The organism is Rhizobium mayense (genome assembly GCF_030272705.1).
GTDB classification, from domain to species: domain Bacteria; phylum Pseudomonadota; class Alphaproteobacteria; order Rhizobiales; family Rhizobiaceae; genus Rhizobium; species Rhizobium mayense.
Genome location: NZ_JARFYM010000002.1, coordinates 197,540 through 217,003 on the forward strand (window position 1 = coordinate 197,540; position 19,464 = coordinate 217,003).

The following is a 19,464-nucleotide window of genomic DNA, read 5'->3' on the forward strand; positions in this document are numbered from 1 at the left end:
CTTTGCGGCTCGGGTGCAGGCGCTCCACCAGAGGAGGCAGGAATGGATTATCGCAAGCTCGGCCCTAGCGGGGCCGTCGTCACGGCGTATTGCCTTGGCACAATGACCTTCGGCGCGGAAGCGGACGAAGCGGAATCTCACAGATTGCTGGATGAGTATTTCGCTTGGGGCGGCAATTTCATCGACACCGCCGACGTCTACAGCGCCGGCAGGTCGGAGGAGATCATTGGAAACTGGCTGAAAGCGCGGCCGACTGAGGCGCGACAGGCGGTTATCGCCACCAAAGGGCGCTTCCCGATGGGCGGCGGACCGAACGATATCGGCCTGTCACGCCGGCACCTCAACCAAGCTCTCAATGACTCGCTGCATCGCCTCGGTGTCGAGCACATCGACCTCTATCAGATGCACGCCTGGGACGCACTGACCCCGATCGAGGAGACGCTGCGCTTCCTCGACGATGCCGTCTCTGCCGGCAAGATCGGCTATTATGGCTTCTCCAATTATGTCGGCTGGCATATCGCCAAGGCCGTCGAAATCGCCAAAGCGCGCGGCTATACGCGCCCAGTGACGCTTCAGCCGCAATACAACCTGCTCGTCCGCGATATCGAGCTTGAAATCGTTGCGGCCTGCCAGGATGCCGGCATAGGCCTTCTACCCTGGTCGCCGCTCGGCGGCGGCTGGCTGACGGGCAAATACAAACGCGACCAGATGCCGACAGGAGCGACTCGCCTCGGCGAAAACCCCAATCGCGGCAGCGAATCCTACGCCGCCCGCAATGCACAGGAACGGACCTGGGCGATCATTGCCACCGTTGAAGAGATTGCCAAGGCTCGCGGCGTCAGCATGGCGCAGGTGGCGCTTGCCTGGACGGCCGCACGACCGGCGGTAACCTCCGTCATTCTAGGCGCCCGCACGCCAGGACAACTCGCCGACAATCTCGGTGCAGCGGAACTGACGCTATCGGGAGCGGAGATGGACAGGCTCAATGAAATCAGTGCACCGCAGCCGTCGGATTACCCCTACGGCAAGGGCGGCACCAACCAGCGTCACCGCAAGATCGAAGGTGGTCGGTAAGATATGCAATGATGGCGGAGAGCATTGCTTCTCCGCCATCGGTTTATCGCCGAAACGAAGTGCTTCGTCATGCCAGCGTATTGATCCTCGATCTGATAGCCTCGCCCATCTCACTCGTGGAGGATTCTCCGCCGAGGTCGGGGGTGACGAATAGTTTCTCTTCGATGATCGCTTCGACAGCTTGACGTATGAGCGCTGCCGCTCTGATCGCTTTGGGCTCCCGCTTCTTTCGACCGAGCCAATCGAAAAGCATGGCGCCTGACACAATCATCGCGAATGGATTGGCAATGCCTTTTCCGGCGATGTCGGGCGCAGATCCGTGCGTCGCCTGCGCCATGGCAAGATCCGGCCCGGCACACAGGCCCGGCGCCATGCCGAGCCCGCCGACTAGACCCGCAGCCTCGTCCGAGAGGATGTCGCCGAACATGTTGGTGGTGACGACGACGTCATATTGCTGCGGCTTCATGGCAAGACGCATAGCGAAAGTATCGACCATCGTCTCCTCATATTGGACCTCCGGAAAATCTGCGGCGACGCGCCGGCATTCCTCGGCGAACATGCCGCAGCCGAGCTTGAACACCGTATCCTTGTGAACCGCCGTGAGCTTCTTCCGGCGGCTTTGAGCCAATTCGAACGCGGCACGCGCGACCTTGGACGAGCCACTACGCGTAATGACGCGCACCGAAATCGTCATGTCCTCGCTCGGGCGGAACTCACCCGATCCGGCCACGACATTGCGGTCCGGCTGAAAGCCTTCGTTGTTCTCCCGCACGATCACTAGGTCAACGTTCTGATGCACACAAGGAAGGCTGCGATAGGAACGCGCTGGCCTTATATTGGCATAGAGATCAAAGTGCTTGCGCAGGATCGGGTGCGGATTGATCGTTGATGGACTCTTCGGATAGGCTTGGTGACCGATCGGCCCCAACACCCAGCCATCAAGCTTCGACAGCCGTTCCAATGTATCGGCCGGCATCGTTGTGCCGAGTTCGTCATAGGCAGCGCGGCCGATCGGCAGCGCCGTCCAGGCAACTTCGAGATCGGTCACGGCAGCCGCTGTGCGCATAGCCGCGATCGTTTCTGGGACGATCTCGTGACCGATATCGTCGCCATTCAATATCCCTATACGGAGCATCAGACCGCCTCCGCCTGGCGTGCCTTGGCAACATTCGCGCCGGCGCGGGCGATTTCGGAGGCATCGGCGAGATCGCCGATCTTCCAGGCGAGTTCGAGCAGCGCCGTCGAGCTAGCTTGGCCGAGCACCGGATCGACCAGTCCACGGAATTTCGCTTCCAGATCCGCATTGCTCATCGGCCGCTCCAGGCTGCCGATCGCATGGGCGACATGTTTTTCGAGTACGCGGCCATCCGTTGTCGTCAGCCGTACCCTCACCTCGTCCTCGTGGATGTTCTGGCTTGCGGTGGCGCTCACCCGATCGCGCAACGCGATGACCTTCGGGTCGCGCACCACGTCGTCGTCATATTCGCCTTCGCCGGCCGCGCCATAGATGATCGCGGCGGCGGCGGAATGATAGACGCTGAACTTGCCTTCGAGCCCGGTGCGCGGCGTCTTCTTGCCGGTGAGCTCAAGTACGAGCGGATGGACTTCCAATTCGATCGAGGTGACATCCTCGGCCTTCAGGCCGTATTCGTTGCGAAGCTGCACGCAGCCGTCGATCGCCGGATGGATGACGATGCCGCAGGCGAACGGCTTATAGGTGTTGAGGCTGATCTCAAAATGCTCTCCCAAGCCCTGGGTAATCTCATCGAAATTGCGGGCGGTCGACATCACGTGCGCAAAACCGCGAGGCGCTTCCAGGACGCGATCGGAGCTGGTGAAATTCTGCTTGGCGAGGAGCGCCGCCGTCATGCCGTTTTGTGCCGCCCGGCCCGGATGGAAGCTTTTGCACATCGTTCCGAACATTTCGCGGAAACCCGAAGATTGCGTGCCGGCAATGGCGAGGGCCCAAACCATCTGCTGTTCGTCAAGCTTCAAAAGCTTGCCGACCGCCGCCGCCGCGCCGAAGACGCCGGCCGTGCCGGTGATGTGCCAGCCGATGTCGTAGTGGGCGGGATAGACCGCATTGCCGATCCGGCATTCGGTTTCGACGCCGAGAATGAAGGCATGCAGGAAATCAGTGCCGGAAACCGGATGATGCTCAGCAAAGGCAAGGATGGCCGAGGCGACCGGACCGGCGGGATGGATGATCGTGCGCAGATGCGTGTCGTCGAAATCGAAGACGTGGCTCGAAATGCCGTTCAGAAGCGCGGCATTGAGAATATCGGTCTTTTCGCCGCGGCCAAGCACGGTTGCCTGGCCCGCGCCCATGAATGGCCGCAGCGCTTCCGTTGCGCGATCGAGGGTCTGATGAACTGAACCGCCGACGGCGCAGCCGAGCCAGTTCAGGAATGAGCGCACGGCCTCCCGTTTGACGGCGGCCGGAACGTCTTCCGGCTTCGCCTGAACCAGATAACGCGCAAGAATCCGGGTCACTTCAGTCATGGGCATTCCTTTTCCAAAAAATAATGATGTCTTGGGAGCCGGCAGACGCGCTCGGAAAAAGCCGTTGCCGTTGAAAGTCGCAAGACCGACCGGAGGCCGATCGCGCAAACTGTGGTTCATGACAGGAAGACCCCGCCATTGGCATGGATCGTCTGGCCGGTCAGGTAACGGGCATTCGGACCGGCGAGGAATTGCACCAGAGCGGCCACCTCTTCCGGCCGCCCCCGCCGACCGACCAATGGGGCATGCACCGCATGATGGGAGGGATTTTGCGCCGATGATCGGCCACGCGCCGTTCCGACCATGCCGGGCACGACGCAATTGACGGTGATCCCCTGCGGCGCCAGATCATGCGCAAGCCCGCGCGTCAGCCCGACGATGCCCGCCTTGGCCGTGACCACATGCGCGCGGTTGGCCGCACCCGTGTGAGCAGACATCCCGCCGATGTTGACGATCGCCGCATTGTCGGAACGCGCAAGAGCCGGCTGCGCGGCCTTCGCCATCAGGAACGCCCCATCGAGAATGATGCTCAGCACTTCGCGCCATTCCGAATAAGTGAGATCGGAAAAGGGTGTCTCGCGGCGGATTGCGGCATTGTTGACAATGCAATCGAGCTTGCCGAAGGCGGCGAGCGCGCTTGCGACCAGCCGCTCTGCCCCCTCCTCCGTCGCGACATCCGCCAATGTCACGATCGCGTGGCCGCCGCCGGACACGATCTCCGCTGCGACGGCTTCCGCTTCCACCCGAGAGCTAAGGGCATTGACCACGACGGCGGCGCCGGCAGATGCCAGGTCGAGCGCGATCTGACGGCCGATGTTGCGGGCAGCACCCGTCACGATGGCGACGCGGCCTGCGAGGCTCTGTTCGCTCACAGCGCAAACTCCTTCACCCGCCCGAGATCCGCGTCGTGGAAGATCGTTCGGGAGAGATCGAGGAAGGCGAGCGCTGTCTCGCGGCTCCAGCCGCCGTAGACCGCATTGTCGACGAACTTCGTCTCGATCTCCTCGACCGTCAGCGGCGCATGCTTGCCGCCGCGCATATAGGGCTGACGGAATTCCACTTGCGAACCATCCGAAAGCGTCGCGAGAAGATGGCCGGTGAAGTTCTTGGGATATTCGTCGTTCGGATCGATGCGATAACGGATTTTCGCCGCAAGCGCCCTGACCGCCGGATCCGCGATGCGTTCCTCGGTGAATTGCGCGAGCCCCGCCTTGCGATCGAGGAAGCCGAAGGCCATGCAGATCGGGGTCGAGAATTTCGCGGCGTAGGGCGTCTGCGGCGCATGCTTGATGGCAAGCGGTTCCCATAGCCGGTGCACCGTCCCTTCGCCGACATCACAGACGATTTCAACGATCTCATCGGCGCCGACGCCCGTCTCGGCGAGCTGGATGGCGCAGTCGATGAACGGTTGCGTCATCGTCCCGCAGGCATAGGGCTTGAAGGCGATGGTCTCCATGACCCAATCTTGACCAAGATCGCGGAGAAGGGCGTCGAAATCCGGTGCACGCGACGGTGCGAACGCATGGAAGAAACCATGCGTGCCCTCCATCACCGTACGAGGACCGAGGAATCCGCCGCGAGCCATGACCGCCGCGCGAATGCCGGATTGGGCGGCGTTGCCCGCATGCATGCGCTTCGTCCAGGTGCCTTCAGCCAGATATTCGATGATGCCTGCCGCCATGCTGCCGGCAATGCCGATCGCCGAGACCGTCTCGCTTTCGCTGAGGTCGAGGCTGGCGGAAACGGCGGCCGCCGCAGCGACCGTGCCGATCACGGCGGTTGGATGGAAACCGGCTGTATGGATTGCCTTCGGTGCAACGAGGCTCAGACGGCAGAGAAGTTCGACGCCGACCGCGACGCCCTTCAGGAGTCTGTCGCCGCTAAGCCCCTCGCGCTCGCAAATGGCGAGCACCGCCGGCACGATGACCGCGCCGGAATGAACCGGGCCGCCCTCGAAGGTATCGTCATAGTCTTCGCCATGCGCGGCGGTGCCGTTGATCAGTGCGGCGCTGAAGGCATCGAAGCCGCCACGATGGCCGATCGCGGTAGTGGCACCCTTGTCGGTCGCGGCAATCGTCGCGGCGACATAGTCTTCATTGCGCGCGGCGATGGCGAGGCCCGCCACGTCGACGATCAACATGCGCGAAATCTCGATCGCCTTTTGCGAAATCCCGTCACGGGAGAGGCCGACGATCCACCGCGCCAGAGTCTCGGCGATGGTGGTCGTGGCAAGAGGGCTATGCTGGTTCACGAGTGGCCTTTCACGATTTGGGACTCTTGCGCAGCCTGGGAGGACGGCGCGGTCTTGTCATTCTTGCGGTGACCGCGGACATGTCCGACGAGGGAGCCGACGATGAAGAGAAGTGCGACGGCGAGTAGGCCTGCCGAAATCGGATCGGTGAGGAAGGTCGAGTAGTCACCGGCCGAGAGCACCAAGGCCCGCCGGTAGTTGGATTCGATCAGGAACCCGAGCACGACACCGAGCACCATCGGCAGGAACGGCAGCCTGAAGTAGCGCATGGCGTAGCCGAGGGCGCCGAAGGACAGCGCGACGCCGACCTGGAACAGACTGTATTCGATCGCATAGACGCCGGAGACCAGCAGCGCGAAGATGAAGGCCATCAGGTAGGACTTCGGCCGGTTCACCAGCCAGATGCAGGGCGGCATGAAGGCATAGCCTGCGACCAGCAATGCGATAACGCTGACGCCAAGGCCGACATAGAGGTCAAACACGATATCGGCATGCTGCACGAACAGCATCGGTCCGGGAATAAGGTCCTGGATCAGGAAGCCGCCGAGCAGGACGGCCGTGGAGTTCGTCCCGGGAATGCCAAGGCTCAGCAGCGGAATGAGAGCCGTTTTGGAAACCGTGGTATTGGCGGTTTCCGGCGCGGCAATCCCTTCCGGGGCGCCCTTGCCGAATTCGTCCTTATGGCGCGACCAGCGGCGAGCTTCGTTATAGGCAAGAAAGGCTGCGACTGTCCCGCCGGCGCCGGGCGTCACACCTTCGATAACGCCGACAATCATGCCGATCAGTTGTGCCGGCCAGATCCGTTTCCAGATCGCTTTGCTGGGGAACTTGATGCGGGCCGAACCCGCATCCGCCTTGTCCCACGCTGGCTCGCTGGCGGTCGCCATCAACTCGCTCAGCGCATAGAGACCGACGAGAACGAGGATCGGCGGAATGCCCGAGAGAAGTTCCGGGCTGCCGAAGGTGAAGCGATTGAGGCCGGTCACAGGATCGGTGCCGATGGCTGCGATCATCAATCCGAGAACGCCTGCCATCAGACCCTTGATCAAGTTTTCACCGGCCAAAGACCCGATGACGCTCAAACCAAGAATACCCAGAGCGAAATAGGAGGTCGGATGAAACGCCAGCGCCAGTCGCGACAATGGCTCCGTCAACAGCACCAGGACAACGAGGCCGAAAATGCCGCCGAGGATACCGGAATAGAGCGAGATACCGAGCGCCTCACCGGCCCGGCCCTGCTGCTTCATCGCATAACCGTCGAGAACGGTGGCAGCCGCCGCATTGGTCCCGGGCGTACGGATCAGAATGGCCGGAATGGAGCCGCCATATTCCGCCCCGAAATAGGCCGACGCCAAAAGCACAATCGCCATCGACGATTGCATGCCGTAAGTGAAAGGCAGGAGGAGCGCCATTGCGATCGATGCGGAGATGCCCGGCATCGAGCTTCCGACGACGCCCCAGGCGACACCGGCGAAGGCTGCGAAGATGATGCCCGGCGTGGTCAGGACATCGAGCAGATGCATGAAAACAGCCATGCCGTCCTCCTCAGATCAGCGACGGCCACAGCCCGGCAGGCTGCGGAACTTGCAGGATTTCAACGAAGATCACCCAGAAAACCACGCCGCCGGCCGCCGCAATCGGCAGCATCCATCGCGTGAGGCGACGTTCCAGATACCAGGCGACGAAGAAGATCAGGAGGGCAAGTGACAGGATATATCCGAGCCAAGGCAGGATCGCGACGTAAGCGGCGCCTATAAGTACCATCCCGGCGGCACGCAATGCGGCGTAACGGTCGCTTTTTGCCGTGTTCTTGCCGGCGCTGACAACGACATGAATGCCGCCGCCTCGTCCCAAAGGCGTGTTTCCGATCAAGAGCAGCGACAGGATGCCGAGCGCGATCGCATAACTGACCGGCAGGCCCTGAGGGCCGACGGAGTCGGCAAGCGTGCTGTGCGGGATGGCCGCTGCGACGCTGTAATAGGCTATGGCGAGCGCGAGCATCATGATGCCGCAAACGAGATCGCGTTTCATGGGACGAAGCCTTTGAACTCGAAGGGAAGGCAGGCGGCGACAATGCCGCCCCGCCTGTTACTGGATGACGCCGGAAGCCTTGAGGAAGGCCTGAGTGTCACTGCCGAACTTGCCCATGAAGCTGACGTACTCATCATGCTTCATGAAACCCGGCTCGAGATTGTTTTCCGTGTAGATCTTTTTGTATTTCGGGTCTTCAAGCAGCTTCGGGATCGCCGCTTCCCAGGCCGCAATGACAGCCGGCGGAAGGTTCTTGGGGCCGGCGAGACCACGGAACTTGACCACCGACACATCGATGCCCTGCTCTTTCGCCGTCTTCAGATCGGGAAATTGGTTCAGGCGGTGGTCGCCGACGACGGCCAGCATGCGCAGCTTGCCGGCATCGAGTTGGGCGCGAATTTCGCCGATTTCACCCACGCCGATATCCAGCGTGCCGTTCAGCACGTTGATCTGCATATCGCCGCCGCCTTCGAAGGTGATGATGGAGGCGTTGACGCCGGTCTTCGCCTTGATCTGTTCGAGAACCTGCCGCTCGAGCGAGGCTGGGTTCGCAGCACCCCATTTGCCGCGACCTTGCTTGGCGGCGGCAATGACATCCTGCAACGTCCGGAACTTGGAATCCACTGACGTATAGATCACCTCCGGATCGTAGAAGACGTTCACCAACGGCTCCATATCCTTGTAGGTCGCTTCCGGCGTGCTGAGCAGAGACGTATAGATATATGTCGGCGTCGTCGCGTAGAACCAGCTACCGTCAGGCGTCGAGGCAGCTACCGTCGACATGGCCTTGGCGCCGCTGCCGCCGGTGATATTTTCGACGACCAGTTTCGGGCCTAGATAAGGCTGGAGATAGGGCAGCATTTCACGCAGAAACACATCGCTGCCGCCGCCGGGGCTGGAATGCGTGACGAGCTTGACGATCGGCGTGGGATATTTTTCCTGGGCGACGGCGGCGCCGAAAGGCACTGCCACGAGTGCAACCGCCAATGAAATTGCTTTAAGTTTAAAATTAATTCCCATGCGATATTTCCTCCCATCGCAATTGGATTTTGAATGTCGCCCCCTCGGCGCCATCCCAGCAAAAATTGAATTAGGCAGTCTTGTCGGCCAGCTCCCTGGCTTTGCTGGGATCTTCGACATTCAGCATTCGATCCTTACCCCGCTGAACGTGGTCGAATGCCGCCTTGAATGCGGCCTCCGGATCGCGCGCCTTGAGAGCATCGACGATCTGCCGGTGCTCCAGGTTCGAGCGCCTAAGGCCGCCGCCATGCAGCAAGCCTCGCGCGCGAAAGAGATGCAGCTCCTTGATCAGAGCCGCATAGTCGTCGACCAGCCGCTTATTGCCGGACCCCTGCAAAATCGCCTGGTGGAACTTCAAATTGACCGGATAATATTCATCGAGCGACCCCTGCTCGACGAGTCTGTCCATCGCATCCAATAGCTCGTCCAAATTGGCGAGGTCGGCTTCGCCCATGCGGGCGGCTGAAAGCCTGGCGGCCAAGCCGAAAAGCGCCGCACGCACATCGTAGACATCCAGGGCTTCCTCTTCGCTGACGCTGCGCACGAATACGCCGCGGTTGGGGATAAGCTCCAGCAATCCGCTCTCGGCAAGCGCTCGGCAAGCCTCACGGATCGGCCCGCGGCTCACCTGAAAGCGCGTGGCAAGCGTGTTCTCGTTCAGCCGCTCTCCACTGGCAAAATGACCAGACAAAACAAGCTGTTCGATCTCGTGCTTAAGCACGCTCGTCATGGACTGGAAACGGAGGATATCGAGGTCGGGTGTCTTCATGGCTCGAAGTCGTAAATCGCATTTCGTAAATTGTCAACGATTTTCGATTTACGAAATTGCCGCGCTTCAGTCGCTTGCTAAAGGTCATTGTGGCCAATAAGAACGATGGCGCCCCTAGCCTCCATTTGCAGACGCCGCACCTACAGAAGGACGCACCCATCATGCGGAACTCGCAAGACCAAAGCCCGACCGCTCTCGGACTGTTTCTCATCTTCGCCCGCATCGGCCTCACCAGTTTTGGCGGCGGGTTGAGCGGATGGTTTCTGCGAGAGTTCGTTCAAATGCGGCAGTGGATGACGGAAGAAGAATTCTTCAACGGGCTGGCCATTTCGCAGGCTTTACCCGGGATCAACATCAAGAACCTAGCCATCTGGATCGGCTATCGTATGCTCGGCCGCAGGGGCGCCGTCGCCGGCTTTCTCGGCATCATCGTCCCGCCCGGGATCGTCATCGTCCTTCTCGGCACTTTGTTCGCCATCTTGATGCGGTTCGATGTCACCCATCTGCTTCTCGAAGGAGCTGCCGCGGCGGCTATCGGATTGTCGCTGTCGATGGGATTGACCTCGGCGTGGCGCGTGCCGCGCAAGGCCATACCGATTGCCCTCATGATCGCCACTTTCGTTGCAATAGGCATCCTGCATTGGCCATTGATCTGGACGGTGCTGGGCGCCGGATCAGTCAGCGTCGCCCTCTCCTATTTCAACGCCTGAAGAGGACGGACCGATGTCAAATCCACTTTGGGATCTGGTGACCGTCTTTGCGCCAATTTCCATCGTGACGATCGGCGGCGGGCAAAGCGCCATCGCCGACATCCACCGTCAGGTCGTCGACGTCCATCACTGGATGACGCAAGCCGAATTCGTCAACGCCTTCGCGATTTCCCGTATGACCCCAGGGCCGGGCTCATTGCTGGCGACCTTGATCGGCTGGCAGGTCGCTGGCTTCTGGGGCGCCGTCGTTGCGACGCTCGCCCTGTTTGGACCGACCGCTTTCCTGATCTACGGCGTCGCCCATGTCTGGTCGCGTTTCCAGGGTGCGCGCTGGCAAATCGCCCTGGAAACCGGCCTCAGACCGATCGCGGCCGGCATGATCCTGGCGGCGACCTATATCCTCTTCAAAGCGATGGATGGGGGGTGGGTCGCCGAAGCTATCGCGCTAGTATCGACTGCGGTTCTCATGTTGACCCGCATCAATCCCCTGCTCTTGCTGGCATGTGGCGCGGGTATTTTTGTGAGCCTGCATGGATTTGCGTGAAACAGACAACACATTGTTCGCAAAGCGCCCGCCTCCCGGCGGGCGCCCTCTTTTTTGAGACTGGTTATGCCTTGAAGAAGGCAAGCAGATCGGCATTGATGACGTCTGCATGGGTGGTGGCCATGCCGTGCGGGAAGCCCTTATAGACCTTCAATGTCGCATTCTTCAGCAGCTTCGAAGACAGAAGCGCCGAATCTGCGATCGGCACGATCTGGTCGTCGTCGCCGTGCATCACCAGCACCGGCACATCGATCTTCTTCAGATCCTCGGTAAAATCGGTTTCCGAGAAGGCCTTGATGCAATCATAGTGAGCCTTGGCGCCGCCCATCATGCCCTGGCGCCACCAGTTGTTGATGATGCCCTCCGAGACTGTCGCGCCCGGACGATTGAAGCCGTAGAATGGGCCGGCCGGAACATCGTGGAAGAACTGGGCACGGTTCGCAGCAAGCGCTGCACGGAAGCCGTCGAACACTTCGAGCGGCAAACCTCCCGGATTTTTCTCGGACTTGACCATGATCGGCGGGACTGCACCGATCAGCACAGCCTTGGAGACCCGGCCGTTACCGCCGTGCTGGGCCACATACCGGGCAACTTCACCGCCGCCAGTAGAATGGCCGACATGAATGGCGCCCTTCAGGTCGAGGTGAGCCACGAGCTCTGCAACATCGGCTGCATAGGCGTCCATTTCATTGCCGGTCGCCGTCTGACTCGAGCGGCCGTGACCGCGGCGGTCATGAGCGATGACGCGGTAGCCCTGGTTCAGGAAAAACAGCATCTGCGCGTCCCAGTCGTCGGCACTCAGGGGCCAGCCGTGATGGAAGACGATCGGCTGACCGGTGCCCCAGTCCTTGTAGAAGATCTCCGTTCCGTCCTTGGTCGTAATCGTGTTGCTGCTCATAATGTCCTTACCTTTCGAAGATTGCTTTGCGGGAGAGGCTTGTGTGTTTTGAGCGAAGGGCATGACGGCGGCCGTAGCGGCCAGGCCGAGCCCGGCCGTCATGACACCACGGCGAGTAGCTTGATTGATCGACTGGCTCATTTCAATCTCCATTAATTTATATCGCACGATTTGTTATCGCGATATACACATATCTAAAGCCAACTCGGATTGCTGTCTATAAAAAAATTATCGCGATATCATTTTTCGTGATAGAGAAAGAAGGCGCGCCAATCGGAAAACATCCATGTCCGAACTAAAACCCGTCCCCTTGGACAACCAGCTTTGCTTTTCGCTCTATGCGGCAAGCATCGTCATCAACCGCACATACAAGCCGATGCTGGATGCGATGGGCATCACCTATCCGCAATATCTCGTCTTGTGTACGTTGGGTGAGAACGATGGGCTGACGGTCGGTGCGATCGCCGATCGGCTCGCGCTGGAATCAAGCACGATCACACCGCCGGTGCAGCGTCTGGAACAAGCCGGCCACGTCGAACGCAGACGCAGTACGATCGACGAGCGCCAGGTCCATGTATGGCTGACAGCGACCGGTCGAGCCCTGTTCAGCCGGAGCAGCTGCCTCGGTGAGACCCTCGTAGAGCGGTCGGGCATGACAGCTGAGCAATTCGAAGCGTTGAACCAAAATGTCCGCGAACTGCGCAAAGTGCTCGCAAGAGATTGATAGCCGGAGTCCATGAAGACGCCCAGCCTACTCGCCACAGGCCCTCACGATCGAGCGATGTGCTCAATGTCCGCTCAGGGACTGTACGAGTTGCAGATGTTTCTGCAACGTCGGCAAGACTTTCGCTGCAAGTTGGGGGACCTGTCTGTTTCCCTCGCCGGCCTTCTGCTTGAACTCGGAAATGACCTTCTCATATTCAGTCACCATGAAGCTCACAAACTCCTTGTCGAACTCGGGACCGGTCAAATGCTGGAGCTTGTCGAGCTCTTGCTGTGCCTCCCTCGCGACACCGCCGGAAACATTCACCTCAAGAGCTGCTGCCAGAGCGGTAGCCTCGTTCTTCGTTTTGCTGTGATCGGTGACCAAGGTCTGGCCGAACGAGCGCACGCCGTCGCTTGCGCCCTTTTGAGCAGCCAACTGACCGAGTGTGATTTCCGCGGTGTCGCCTTTGATGGCATCACTTAGGAATTGTTTATCGCTTACTGCCAATGCCGATGAAGCTATCAGACATCCGGCTATTATTGTTGCACCCGCAAGTAATATTTTGGTTCTCATCGCAACACCCTCGTGATTGAACGCTTCGGCGCCGTTCCACTTAAACAATCATGACTTCGCGTTTGACATCGGCGGGGAAAATTGCCGCGAACCCCTATCCCCGCGGCTTATCTTGTCGTGTCGGTCGTGGCCTTCGCCCGCTTTGCCAATAACCATGTGGGAAGCGACATTGTTCCTGCGATTTTCCTGGAACTGTCGCCGCCGAAACATAACGACGAGCAGCCGGACATAAGCGTCGATACGCAAAGGCTGTCGATCCCAACACCCTGGAACATTTGACCCACAAAGCAGTTGAGATCTGGGATCATCCGAGGGACAAGAGTGGAGAACGGAACCGGATGAGCAAGCAGCAGAACTCAGATGAGACGAAGAGACATCCGCCGACGTTCTCCGCGGAAGACGCCCGTCAGGGTGAAATCATTTTGCGAAGGCGCTGGCAGCGGTGGGTATTTATTGCCGTTCTGGTCGGCATCGTATTGTTGGCGTTTCTCCTGGCACCGAAACTTTGACTACGTCAGGCAGCAATCAAGAGTGATATCGGCGAAGAAGAGGGTAGTCTGCTTCGATGATCAATGGCGTGCTTCTTGATCTCGCTGGGGTCATCTATGACGGTGAAGACCTCATAGCCGGCGCAACATCTGCTGTTGCCCGGCTGCACGAGGCCGGCCTTCCCATCCGCTTCGTCAGCAATACGACGCGCTCAATCAAGCAAGCGATTCTGGATCGACTTGAGAAATTCGGGCTTGCTGTCACGAGCGACGAACTCTTCACTCCGGCACAGGCCGCCCGCGATTGGCTTCGTCGACACGACCGATCGCCCTACCTTCTGATCCACCCTGATCTGGCATCGGATTTCGACGGCCTGGCGGGCAGCCAAGACAAGGCTGTCGTTGTTGGCGATGCCGGCGAGATTTTCGACTACGGAACCCTGAACGAAGCATTTCGGGAATTGATCGAGGGCGCGGATTTCCTGGCGCTCGCACCGAACAGGACGTTCAGGGATGCGGATGGAAAGCTGAGCCTAGATGCGGGTGCGTTCGTCGCGGCGTTGGAATTCGCAACTCAAAGGCGTGCCATTGTCCTGGGCAAACCGTCGGCTGACTTCTTCGTCTCCGCACTTGCCAGCATGCATTGTCCGAAAACGGAAGCCGTGATGGTGGGTGACGATGCGGAAACCGATGTCGCAGGCGCCTTGCGGGCTGGACTTTCCGGTGCGCTGTTGGTCCGTACCGGCAAGTACCGCCGCGGCGATGAGAAGCGTTTCAAACCGCAGCCAACAGCAACGGTGAACGATATCTCCGCCGCCGTCGAGTGGATCATCGCCAATCGTAATATCTAGCCGAAGGCCATAGACGATTGGGCTGAAAACGCCACGTTGCGTCCTAACCTACATCGCCGGTACGAACTTCCAAAACACGCCCTCGAAGCGTTCCGGATAATATTTGAATTCACACTCAAAGCGCCGTCCATAGGCTTCGGCGTTATCGAGGGCCATCTTGCTGACCGGGTTCATTCCGGTGCCCGGGGCAAACCAATCCTCAAGCAGGTCCTCAGGCACATAGGCGCCGATCCGGAGCGGAAGTTTGGTCAATACGTCGTTCATCTCTTCGGGAGGCATTGTCTTCTCCAACTTGTAACGTCGCTGGTATCGGACATCGCGAGCCGGAGAGATTAGCTCCGTCGTTGGGCGACGACAGGATACCTGTGCCCACTGATAGGGAGCTCCGCCCAGGGGCGGAGCCGTCTGCTCAATTTGCAGTATAACGCGTTGTCCGCAAAGACCCCGAATTCGGCCGCGGCATCGCATGGCGAGGCGCCAAAACTGCCGGCATATCTGCCTCCAGGCATGCGGCGACAAAAGCCTCGCGCGCGACGATCGGGGGAATCGCGCCATTCAATGTTCCGCGGCATGTCTTCACAGCGCGGTCGTACGGCTCACCATTCCGGAGAGGCCACTCATTTTCGAGGAAATCCAGCGCATCATATGCGCCGGCAAAGCTCCGTTCCAGACCACATTGCAATCGAATGGTAACGGGCCGTGTCCAGGGAACGCTATTGATCAGCATTTTCTTCCTCCTCGAATGCTGCCCGAATCACCCTGTTAGAATATTGCCGAGTCTCTCTTACGTTCAAGGGATTGCCAATGGCATTTGGAGGTCCATCCCCTTCCTTCGAGTGCGAGCCATCGATCTCCATCCGCATGTCGGCCATAAAGTCCTCTAACGAAAAGCCTGGGACGACATGTCGTCCCAGGCCTCTGCATGGAGGATCCCAGCCTGATCATCTTGCGGACCGCGGAGCAATGTTCCGCAGGCAAACGCGCATCGTTCCGAGCTTCGGTAGCGCTCCGCTATTGATCGACCACCGAGCCGTCGACATGAAGACGGGTGTGCATCTTTCGGGGGCGGTACGGATATTTCTGTGCCGCGTCCGGCCGCAGAGTAATGCCGATGCCGGGTTCGTCGCTGATCGTCAGGAAGCCCTCGCCATCGTGTTGCGAGGCGCCGGCGAGGAAACTGTCGGTATCCGGGCGCTTGTCCGTAACGTCCCAGGTATCGTTCGGGAATTCCTGCATCACGAAGTTCGGCGCCGTCGCGGCAATCTGGAGGCAAGCGGCCGTCGACACGGCGCTCAACGGATTATGCGGCACCACACCGACATGCGACGCCTCGGCAAGGGCGGCGATCTTGCGGGCCCCGGAAATGCCGCCGACGATGCAGACATCGGGGCGAACCATCTGCACGGCATTGCGCGCCAGAAGCATCTGGAACTCCCACAATGAGGTCATGCGCTCGCCGGTCGCGATCGGAATGCCGATCTTGTCGGCGACATAGGACATCTCATCGAGATTATCTGGTGTGACCGGATCTTCCATGAACAACGGCAGGAACTCTTCGATGCCCCGGCCAAGCTGTACAGCTTCGAAAGGCACCATTCTTCGATGGATCTCAATGCAGAGATCCATCTCACGCCCCGCAATCTTGCGGTATTCGCGAACCGTATCGATGGCGTCACCGATCTTCTGCGCATGCGTCTGGAAAAATGGCACCTCGCGACGGGAATCGAGAAAAGGCGTCAGGTGACCGACGGCGGTGAAACCCATTTTCTTGGCATTCTCGATGCCGGTGAAAAGCTCTTCCTTGGTCTCCCCGAAGACGTGATAATAGGCGCGTGCCTTGTCTCGCACCTTGCCGCCGAGAAGGGCGTGCACCGGCGCTTCGTAGTGCTTGCCGGCGATATCCCAAAGAGCGATATCGATGGCGCTGATTGCGGCCATGATCGCCGAGCCACGGAAATGCGCCCAGCGATACATATATTGCCAGTGATGTTCGATACGCAGCGGGTTCTCGCCCAGGAGATAGTCCTTGAAGCGGGTCACCGCGCCGGCCGTGGCCTCATGAAATCCCCAGGCGCCGCCCTCACCCAGACCGACCAACCCGTTGTCCGTGCGGATTTCGACGAAGAAATATTTGTCGATAAAAATGCTCTCGATGCTTTCAATGCGCATGTTCAATCCTTTCATACTGTTTCGTCCGCAGGGCATGCGGCTCACTATTCCGGGATGATGATGACGTCGTCGGGTTCGATCCGGACGCGGATGGTGTCGCCGATGACGGGAGGCCGGCGCGCCGGCAGTTCGGCGCGTAGCGTCACTTCGCCCAGCAGCAAACTGCAGGTGACGAGCGGGCCAAGAAAACCGAGGGTTTCGACACGCGCATCGAAGCAATTCGCGCCCGTCTCGTCGTCGCGGATACGGCTGATGCTTTCGGCGCGGATACAGGCGAGAACCGGACCTGACGCGCGAGCGTCTTGCCCGCGCGAAAAATGCCCTGCCACAATCACACCGCCGGGGAGCGACACCTGCGCCGACCGATCACCAGCCGAGCGAATGACCGAGGCTTCAACGATGTTGGCATTGCCGATGAATTCGGCGGCGAAGCGGCTCGCTGGCCGTTCGTAGAGGTCGCGCGGCGTGCCTGACTGCATGATCCGCCCATCCTTCATCAGGATGATGCGATCGCTCATCAGCATGGCTTCGGACTGATCGTGGGTTACGTAGAGCGAGGTCTGGCCCAGCCGGCGCTGCAGTTCCACCAATTCGAAGCGCATCCGGTCCCGCAGGCCGGCATCGAGATTGCTCAGCGGCTCATCGAACAACAACAGCCGCGGCGAGGTGACGACGGCGCGGGCAAGTGCCACGCGCTGCTGCTGCCCGCCGCTCAGCTCCGTTCCATAACGGCCGGCAAAACCATCAAGGCCGACGATTTTAAGCGCCTCGCCAACTTTCCTCTCTATATCGGCAGAGGTCTCGCGACGAATGCGCAGCCCATAGGCGACGTTTTCGAAAACCGACATATGCGGCCAGACCGCATAGGATTGGAAGACCATGTTGATGCCGCGCTTGTCGGGCGGCACATCGCGACCATCCGCCGCCATGATCGCTTCGCCCAGGCGGATGGTTCCGCCCGAAGAGCCTTCGAGACCGGCAATGCATCGCAACGTCGTCGTCTTGCCGCAGCCACTCGGGCCAAGTAGCGAGACGAACTCACCGTCCTCGACCGTGAAGGAGATATCGCGGACGGCAATCACGGCGCCATACGCCACGACAAGATCTTCGACCTTCAACTTGGCCAATGTGACTTCCTCGCTTAAGTGGCCTGCGACAGCTTCACGCGCAGCACGAAACGCCCGATGAAAATGCCGGCGCCAAGGATCGCGGTTTGCAGGAGGCCGATGATGGTAGCGTTCTGGACATTGCCGAATTCGAGGTAGTCCCAGGACATGACCGACAGCACCTTATTGCTCGGTGAGGCCAGCAGGATCGCGGCACTGATTTCGCGGATCGAGAAAATGAAAACCAGGATCCAGGCCGACAGCACGCCCGGCTTGATCAGCGCAAACGTGATCTTGCGTGCCGTATGCCAATGCGAGCCGCCGCAGACCGAGGACGCTTCTTCCAGCGACTTGTCGATCTGGATCATCGACGTGTCGATCATCCGGTAGGCGAAGGGGATGTACGAGGCGACGAAGGCGATGACGAGAATCCAGATCGTGCCGTAGGCGGGCGTCATCAGGTAGGTCCAGAAGATGCCGGTGCCGAAGACGATGCCCGGCACGGCAATCGGGAACATCGCGATATAATCGAGAATGTCGCCGCCCCTCACCCGCAGGCGGCGAACCGCATAGGCAAGGACGATACCGAGCGCGACGCAAAAGGTGGGAGACAGGATGCCGACCAGCAGCGTGTTCCAGATCGACTGCTGAACGGAAACCGATCCGAGAACCGCCCTGAAATTGGCAAGCGTGAAGTGAGCATCGAGGATCGACGACGAGGTGAAGCTGGTGAAGGCAACGTACAGCAGCGCCAGATAAGGCAGGACGATCGCGAGTACCACATAGGCCAGGATGAAGACCAACGCCGCGAACTGCCAGCCGCGAAGCCGAACGAGCCGGGCGCGGTACCCCCTCGCCGTCACGGTGACGAAACGGGTCGCAACCCGTGAGGCAAAGCGATAAAAAGCCACGCCGATCAGCGATATCCAGAAAAGCAGCGTCCCGATTGCCGCCGCCCGCGAATAGTCGAGCGGAAACGTTGCAACAGCGCGATAGATATCGACGGCGAGGAACGGCATTGCCTGCGTGCCGCCGAGAGCGGCGGGAATGGAAAAGGTGCCGCAGGTCAGCACGAAAACAAAGAAGAAGGCCGAGATGATGGCCGGACGCACGATCGGAAGCGTGATCTTATACGCGGTCGTAAACGTGCCGGCACCGTTCAGATAGGATGCCTCCTCCATGGAGGGGTCCATGCCCTTCAGCGCCGAGGATACCGTCATATAAGCATAGGGCACGTTGTAGAGGGCCATGATCAGGATGACGCCGGTGGCGCTGACGACGTTGATTATGGCGCCCTGGATACCGAGGAGGTCGCGGGCCATCACATTGATGAGGCCGGCATTCGGCGAGGCCAGGATCAGCCAGGCGAGAGCCCCGACGAAAGGCGAGAGATAGAGCGGCGCAATCACGCATTGCTCCATGAAACCGCGTGCTCGGATGTCTGTCCGCGACAACAGCCACGCAAGCGCGATCCCGACAAGGCAGGCGATCAGCGAAACGAGAAGCGACGCACCAATGGTGACGGAAAGCGTCTTCAGATACGGCAGCGTCGTATAGACGGCCTGCAGGCTCCTCAGGGAAAACTGCGCACGCGGATCGACGAAAGTTCCCGTCCGCATTGCGCCAAGGAACATCAACAGGATCGGCAGCAGCACCAGCACGATCAGCAAAATGCCGAGCGCGAGCGGCAATGCCAGCCCGCGCCGGCTCCGCAGGCCCTCGGCGCGACTGACCGGGATAACCTGAGTTTGCGTTTGCGATATCGACACGTC

The 19,464-nt window shown here is 60.0% G+C and carries 22 protein-coding genes; 7 read left to right on the forward strand and 15 right to left on the reverse strand.

All coding sequences use genetic code 11. The annotated features are described in order from the left end of the window. Positions 1–42 precede the first annotated feature (42 nt). Positions 43–1,074 (forward strand): aldo/keto reductase, encoded by a 1,032-nt coding sequence (locus PY649_RS03575; protein WP_285866779.1) that lies wholly within the window; start codon positions 43–45, stop codon positions 1,072–1,074. 67 nt (positions 1,075–1,141) lie between these two features. On the opposite strand, the gene PY649_RS03580 is transcribed toward PY649_RS03575, so the two are convergent. The 8 genes from PY649_RS03580 to PY649_RS03615 form a co-directional block, all read right to left on the reverse strand. Continuing rightward, the gene (locus tag PY649_RS03580; RefSeq protein WP_285866781.1) at positions 1,142–2,209 is read right to left on the reverse strand and encodes an isocitrate/isopropylmalate dehydrogenase family protein; all 1,068 of its coding nucleotides are present in this window, start codon (positions 2,207–2,209) and stop codon (positions 1,142–1,144) included. Further along, positions 2,209–3,576 (reverse strand): MmgE/PrpD family protein, encoded by a 1,368-nt coding sequence (locus PY649_RS03585; RefSeq protein ID WP_285866782.1) that lies wholly within the window; start codon positions 3,574–3,576, stop codon positions 2,209–2,211. The genes PY649_RS03580 and PY649_RS03585 overlap by 1 nt, the downstream gene beginning before the upstream one ends. Positions 3,577–3,692: 116 nt before the next feature. Beyond that, positions 3,693–4,448, reverse strand: coding sequence for an SDR family NAD(P)-dependent oxidoreductase (locus PY649_RS03590; protein WP_285866783.1), 756 nt, complete (start codon positions 4,446–4,448; stop codon positions 3,693–3,695). Then, on the reverse strand, positions 4,445–5,827 hold the full coding sequence (locus tag PY649_RS03595; RefSeq protein WP_285866784.1) for an MmgE/PrpD family protein: 1,383 nt from the start codon (positions 5,825–5,827) through the stop codon (positions 4,445–4,447). Before PY649_RS03595 ends, PY649_RS03590 begins: the two co-directional genes overlap by 4 nt. Next, positions 5,824–7,362, reverse strand: a complete 1,539-nt coding sequence (locus PY649_RS03600) for a tripartite tricarboxylate transporter permease (RefSeq protein WP_285866785.1) — start codon at positions 7,360–7,362, stop codon at positions 5,824–5,826. Before PY649_RS03600 ends, PY649_RS03595 begins: the two co-directional genes overlap by 4 nt. Before the next feature lie 10 nt (positions 7,363–7,372). Beyond that, positions 7,373–7,858, reverse strand: a complete 486-nt coding sequence (locus PY649_RS03605) for a tripartite tricarboxylate transporter TctB family protein (protein ID WP_285866786.1) — start codon at positions 7,856–7,858, stop codon at positions 7,373–7,375. Positions 7,859–7,915: 57 nt separating this feature from the next. Beyond that, positions 7,916–8,878 carry a Bug family tripartite tricarboxylate transporter substrate binding protein gene (locus tag PY649_RS03610; RefSeq protein WP_285866787.1) on the reverse strand — a complete coding sequence of 321 codons (963 nt, stop codon included), beginning with the start codon at positions 8,876–8,878 and terminating at the stop codon, positions 7,916–7,918. Positions 8,879–8,948: 70 nt separating this feature from the next. Next, the gene (locus tag PY649_RS03615) at positions 8,949–9,647 is read right to left on the reverse strand and encodes an FCD domain-containing protein (RefSeq protein WP_285866788.1); all 699 of its coding nucleotides are present in this window, start codon (positions 9,645–9,647) and stop codon (positions 8,949–8,951) included. Between the two features lie 161 nt (positions 9,648–9,808). On the opposite strand from PY649_RS03615, the gene PY649_RS03620 reads away from it, so the two are divergent. Both PY649_RS03620 and PY649_RS03625 read left to right on the forward strand, forming a co-directional pair. Next, entirely contained in the window at positions 9,809–10,357 is a 549-nt protein-coding gene (locus PY649_RS03620) for a chromate transporter (protein ID WP_285866789.1), read from the forward strand. A 13-nt stretch (positions 10,358–10,370) separates the two neighbouring features. Beyond that, positions 10,371–10,901 (forward strand): chromate transporter, encoded by a 531-nt coding sequence (locus PY649_RS03625; RefSeq protein WP_285866790.1) that lies wholly within the window; start codon positions 10,371–10,373, stop codon positions 10,899–10,901. Positions 10,902–10,965: 64 nt separating this feature from the next. Here PY649_RS03625 and PY649_RS03630 read toward each other — a convergent pair whose 3' ends face one another. Next, positions 10,966–11,799 carry an alpha/beta fold hydrolase gene (locus PY649_RS03630; protein ID WP_285867183.1) on the reverse strand — a complete coding sequence of 278 codons (834 nt, stop codon included), beginning with the start codon at positions 11,797–11,799 and terminating at the stop codon, positions 10,966–10,968. Positions 11,800–12,085: 286 nt separating this feature from the next. On the opposite strand from PY649_RS03630, the gene PY649_RS03635 reads away from it, so the two are divergent. Next, the gene (locus tag PY649_RS03635; RefSeq protein WP_285866791.1) at positions 12,086–12,523 is read left to right on the forward strand and encodes a MarR family winged helix-turn-helix transcriptional regulator; all 438 of its coding nucleotides are present in this window, start codon (positions 12,086–12,088) and stop codon (positions 12,521–12,523) included. A gap of 63 nt (positions 12,524–12,586) precedes the next feature. On the opposite strand, the gene PY649_RS03640 is transcribed toward PY649_RS03635, so the two are convergent. After that, a complete protein-coding gene (locus PY649_RS03640) occupies positions 12,587–13,126 on the reverse strand; it encodes a DUF4142 domain-containing protein (protein WP_285866792.1) in 540 nt (179 codons plus the stop codon). Positions 13,127–13,159: 33 nt separating this feature from the next. Between PY649_RS03640 and PY649_RS03645 the strand changes: the two genes are divergently transcribed. From PY649_RS03645 to PY649_RS03655, 3 genes are read left to right on the forward strand one after another with little or no spacing between them, the layout of a single operon-like run. Further along, positions 13,160–13,357 carry a hypothetical protein gene (locus tag PY649_RS03645; RefSeq protein WP_285866793.1) on the forward strand — a complete coding sequence of 66 codons (198 nt, stop codon included), beginning with the start codon at positions 13,160–13,162 and terminating at the stop codon, positions 13,355–13,357. Between the two features lie 59 nt (positions 13,358–13,416). Then, positions 13,417–13,587, forward strand: a complete 171-nt coding sequence (locus PY649_RS03650; RefSeq protein WP_285866794.1) for a hypothetical protein — start codon at positions 13,417–13,419, stop codon at positions 13,585–13,587. A 56-nt stretch (positions 13,588–13,643) separates the two neighbouring features. Then, a complete protein-coding gene (locus PY649_RS03655) occupies positions 13,644–14,417 on the forward strand; it encodes a TIGR01458 family HAD-type hydrolase (RefSeq protein ID WP_285866795.1) in 774 nt (257 codons plus the stop codon). Between the two features lie 48 nt (positions 14,418–14,465). On the opposite strand, the gene PY649_RS03660 is transcribed toward PY649_RS03655, so the two are convergent. The 5 genes from PY649_RS03660 to PY649_RS03680 all read right to left on the reverse strand — a co-directional run bounded on the left by PY649_RS03660 (position 14,466) and on the right by PY649_RS03680 (position 19,461). Then, entirely contained in the window at positions 14,466–14,696 is a 231-nt protein-coding gene (locus tag PY649_RS03660) for a hypothetical protein (RefSeq protein WP_285866796.1), read from the reverse strand. Positions 14,697–14,826: 130 nt separating this feature from the next. Beyond that, on the reverse strand, positions 14,827–15,144 hold the full coding sequence (locus PY649_RS03665; RefSeq protein ID WP_285866797.1) for a DUF982 domain-containing protein: 318 nt from the start codon (positions 15,142–15,144) through the stop codon (positions 14,827–14,829). A gap of 284 nt (positions 15,145–15,428) precedes the next feature. Continuing rightward, positions 15,429–16,586 carry a mandelate racemase/muconate lactonizing enzyme family protein gene (locus tag PY649_RS03670; protein WP_285866798.1) on the reverse strand — a complete coding sequence of 386 codons (1,158 nt, stop codon included), beginning with the start codon at positions 16,584–16,586 and terminating at the stop codon, positions 15,429–15,431. Positions 16,587–16,630: 44 nt separating this feature from the next. Beyond that, on the reverse strand, positions 16,631–17,713 hold the full coding sequence (locus PY649_RS03675) for an ABC transporter ATP-binding protein (RefSeq protein WP_285866799.1): 1,083 nt from the start codon (positions 17,711–17,713) through the stop codon (positions 16,631–16,633). 14 nt (positions 17,714–17,727) lie between these two features. Next, a complete protein-coding gene (locus PY649_RS03680) occupies positions 17,728–19,461 on the reverse strand; it encodes an ABC transporter permease (protein ID WP_285866800.1) in 1,734 nt (577 codons plus the stop codon). Between the last annotated feature and the right edge of the window lie 3 nt (positions 19,462–19,464).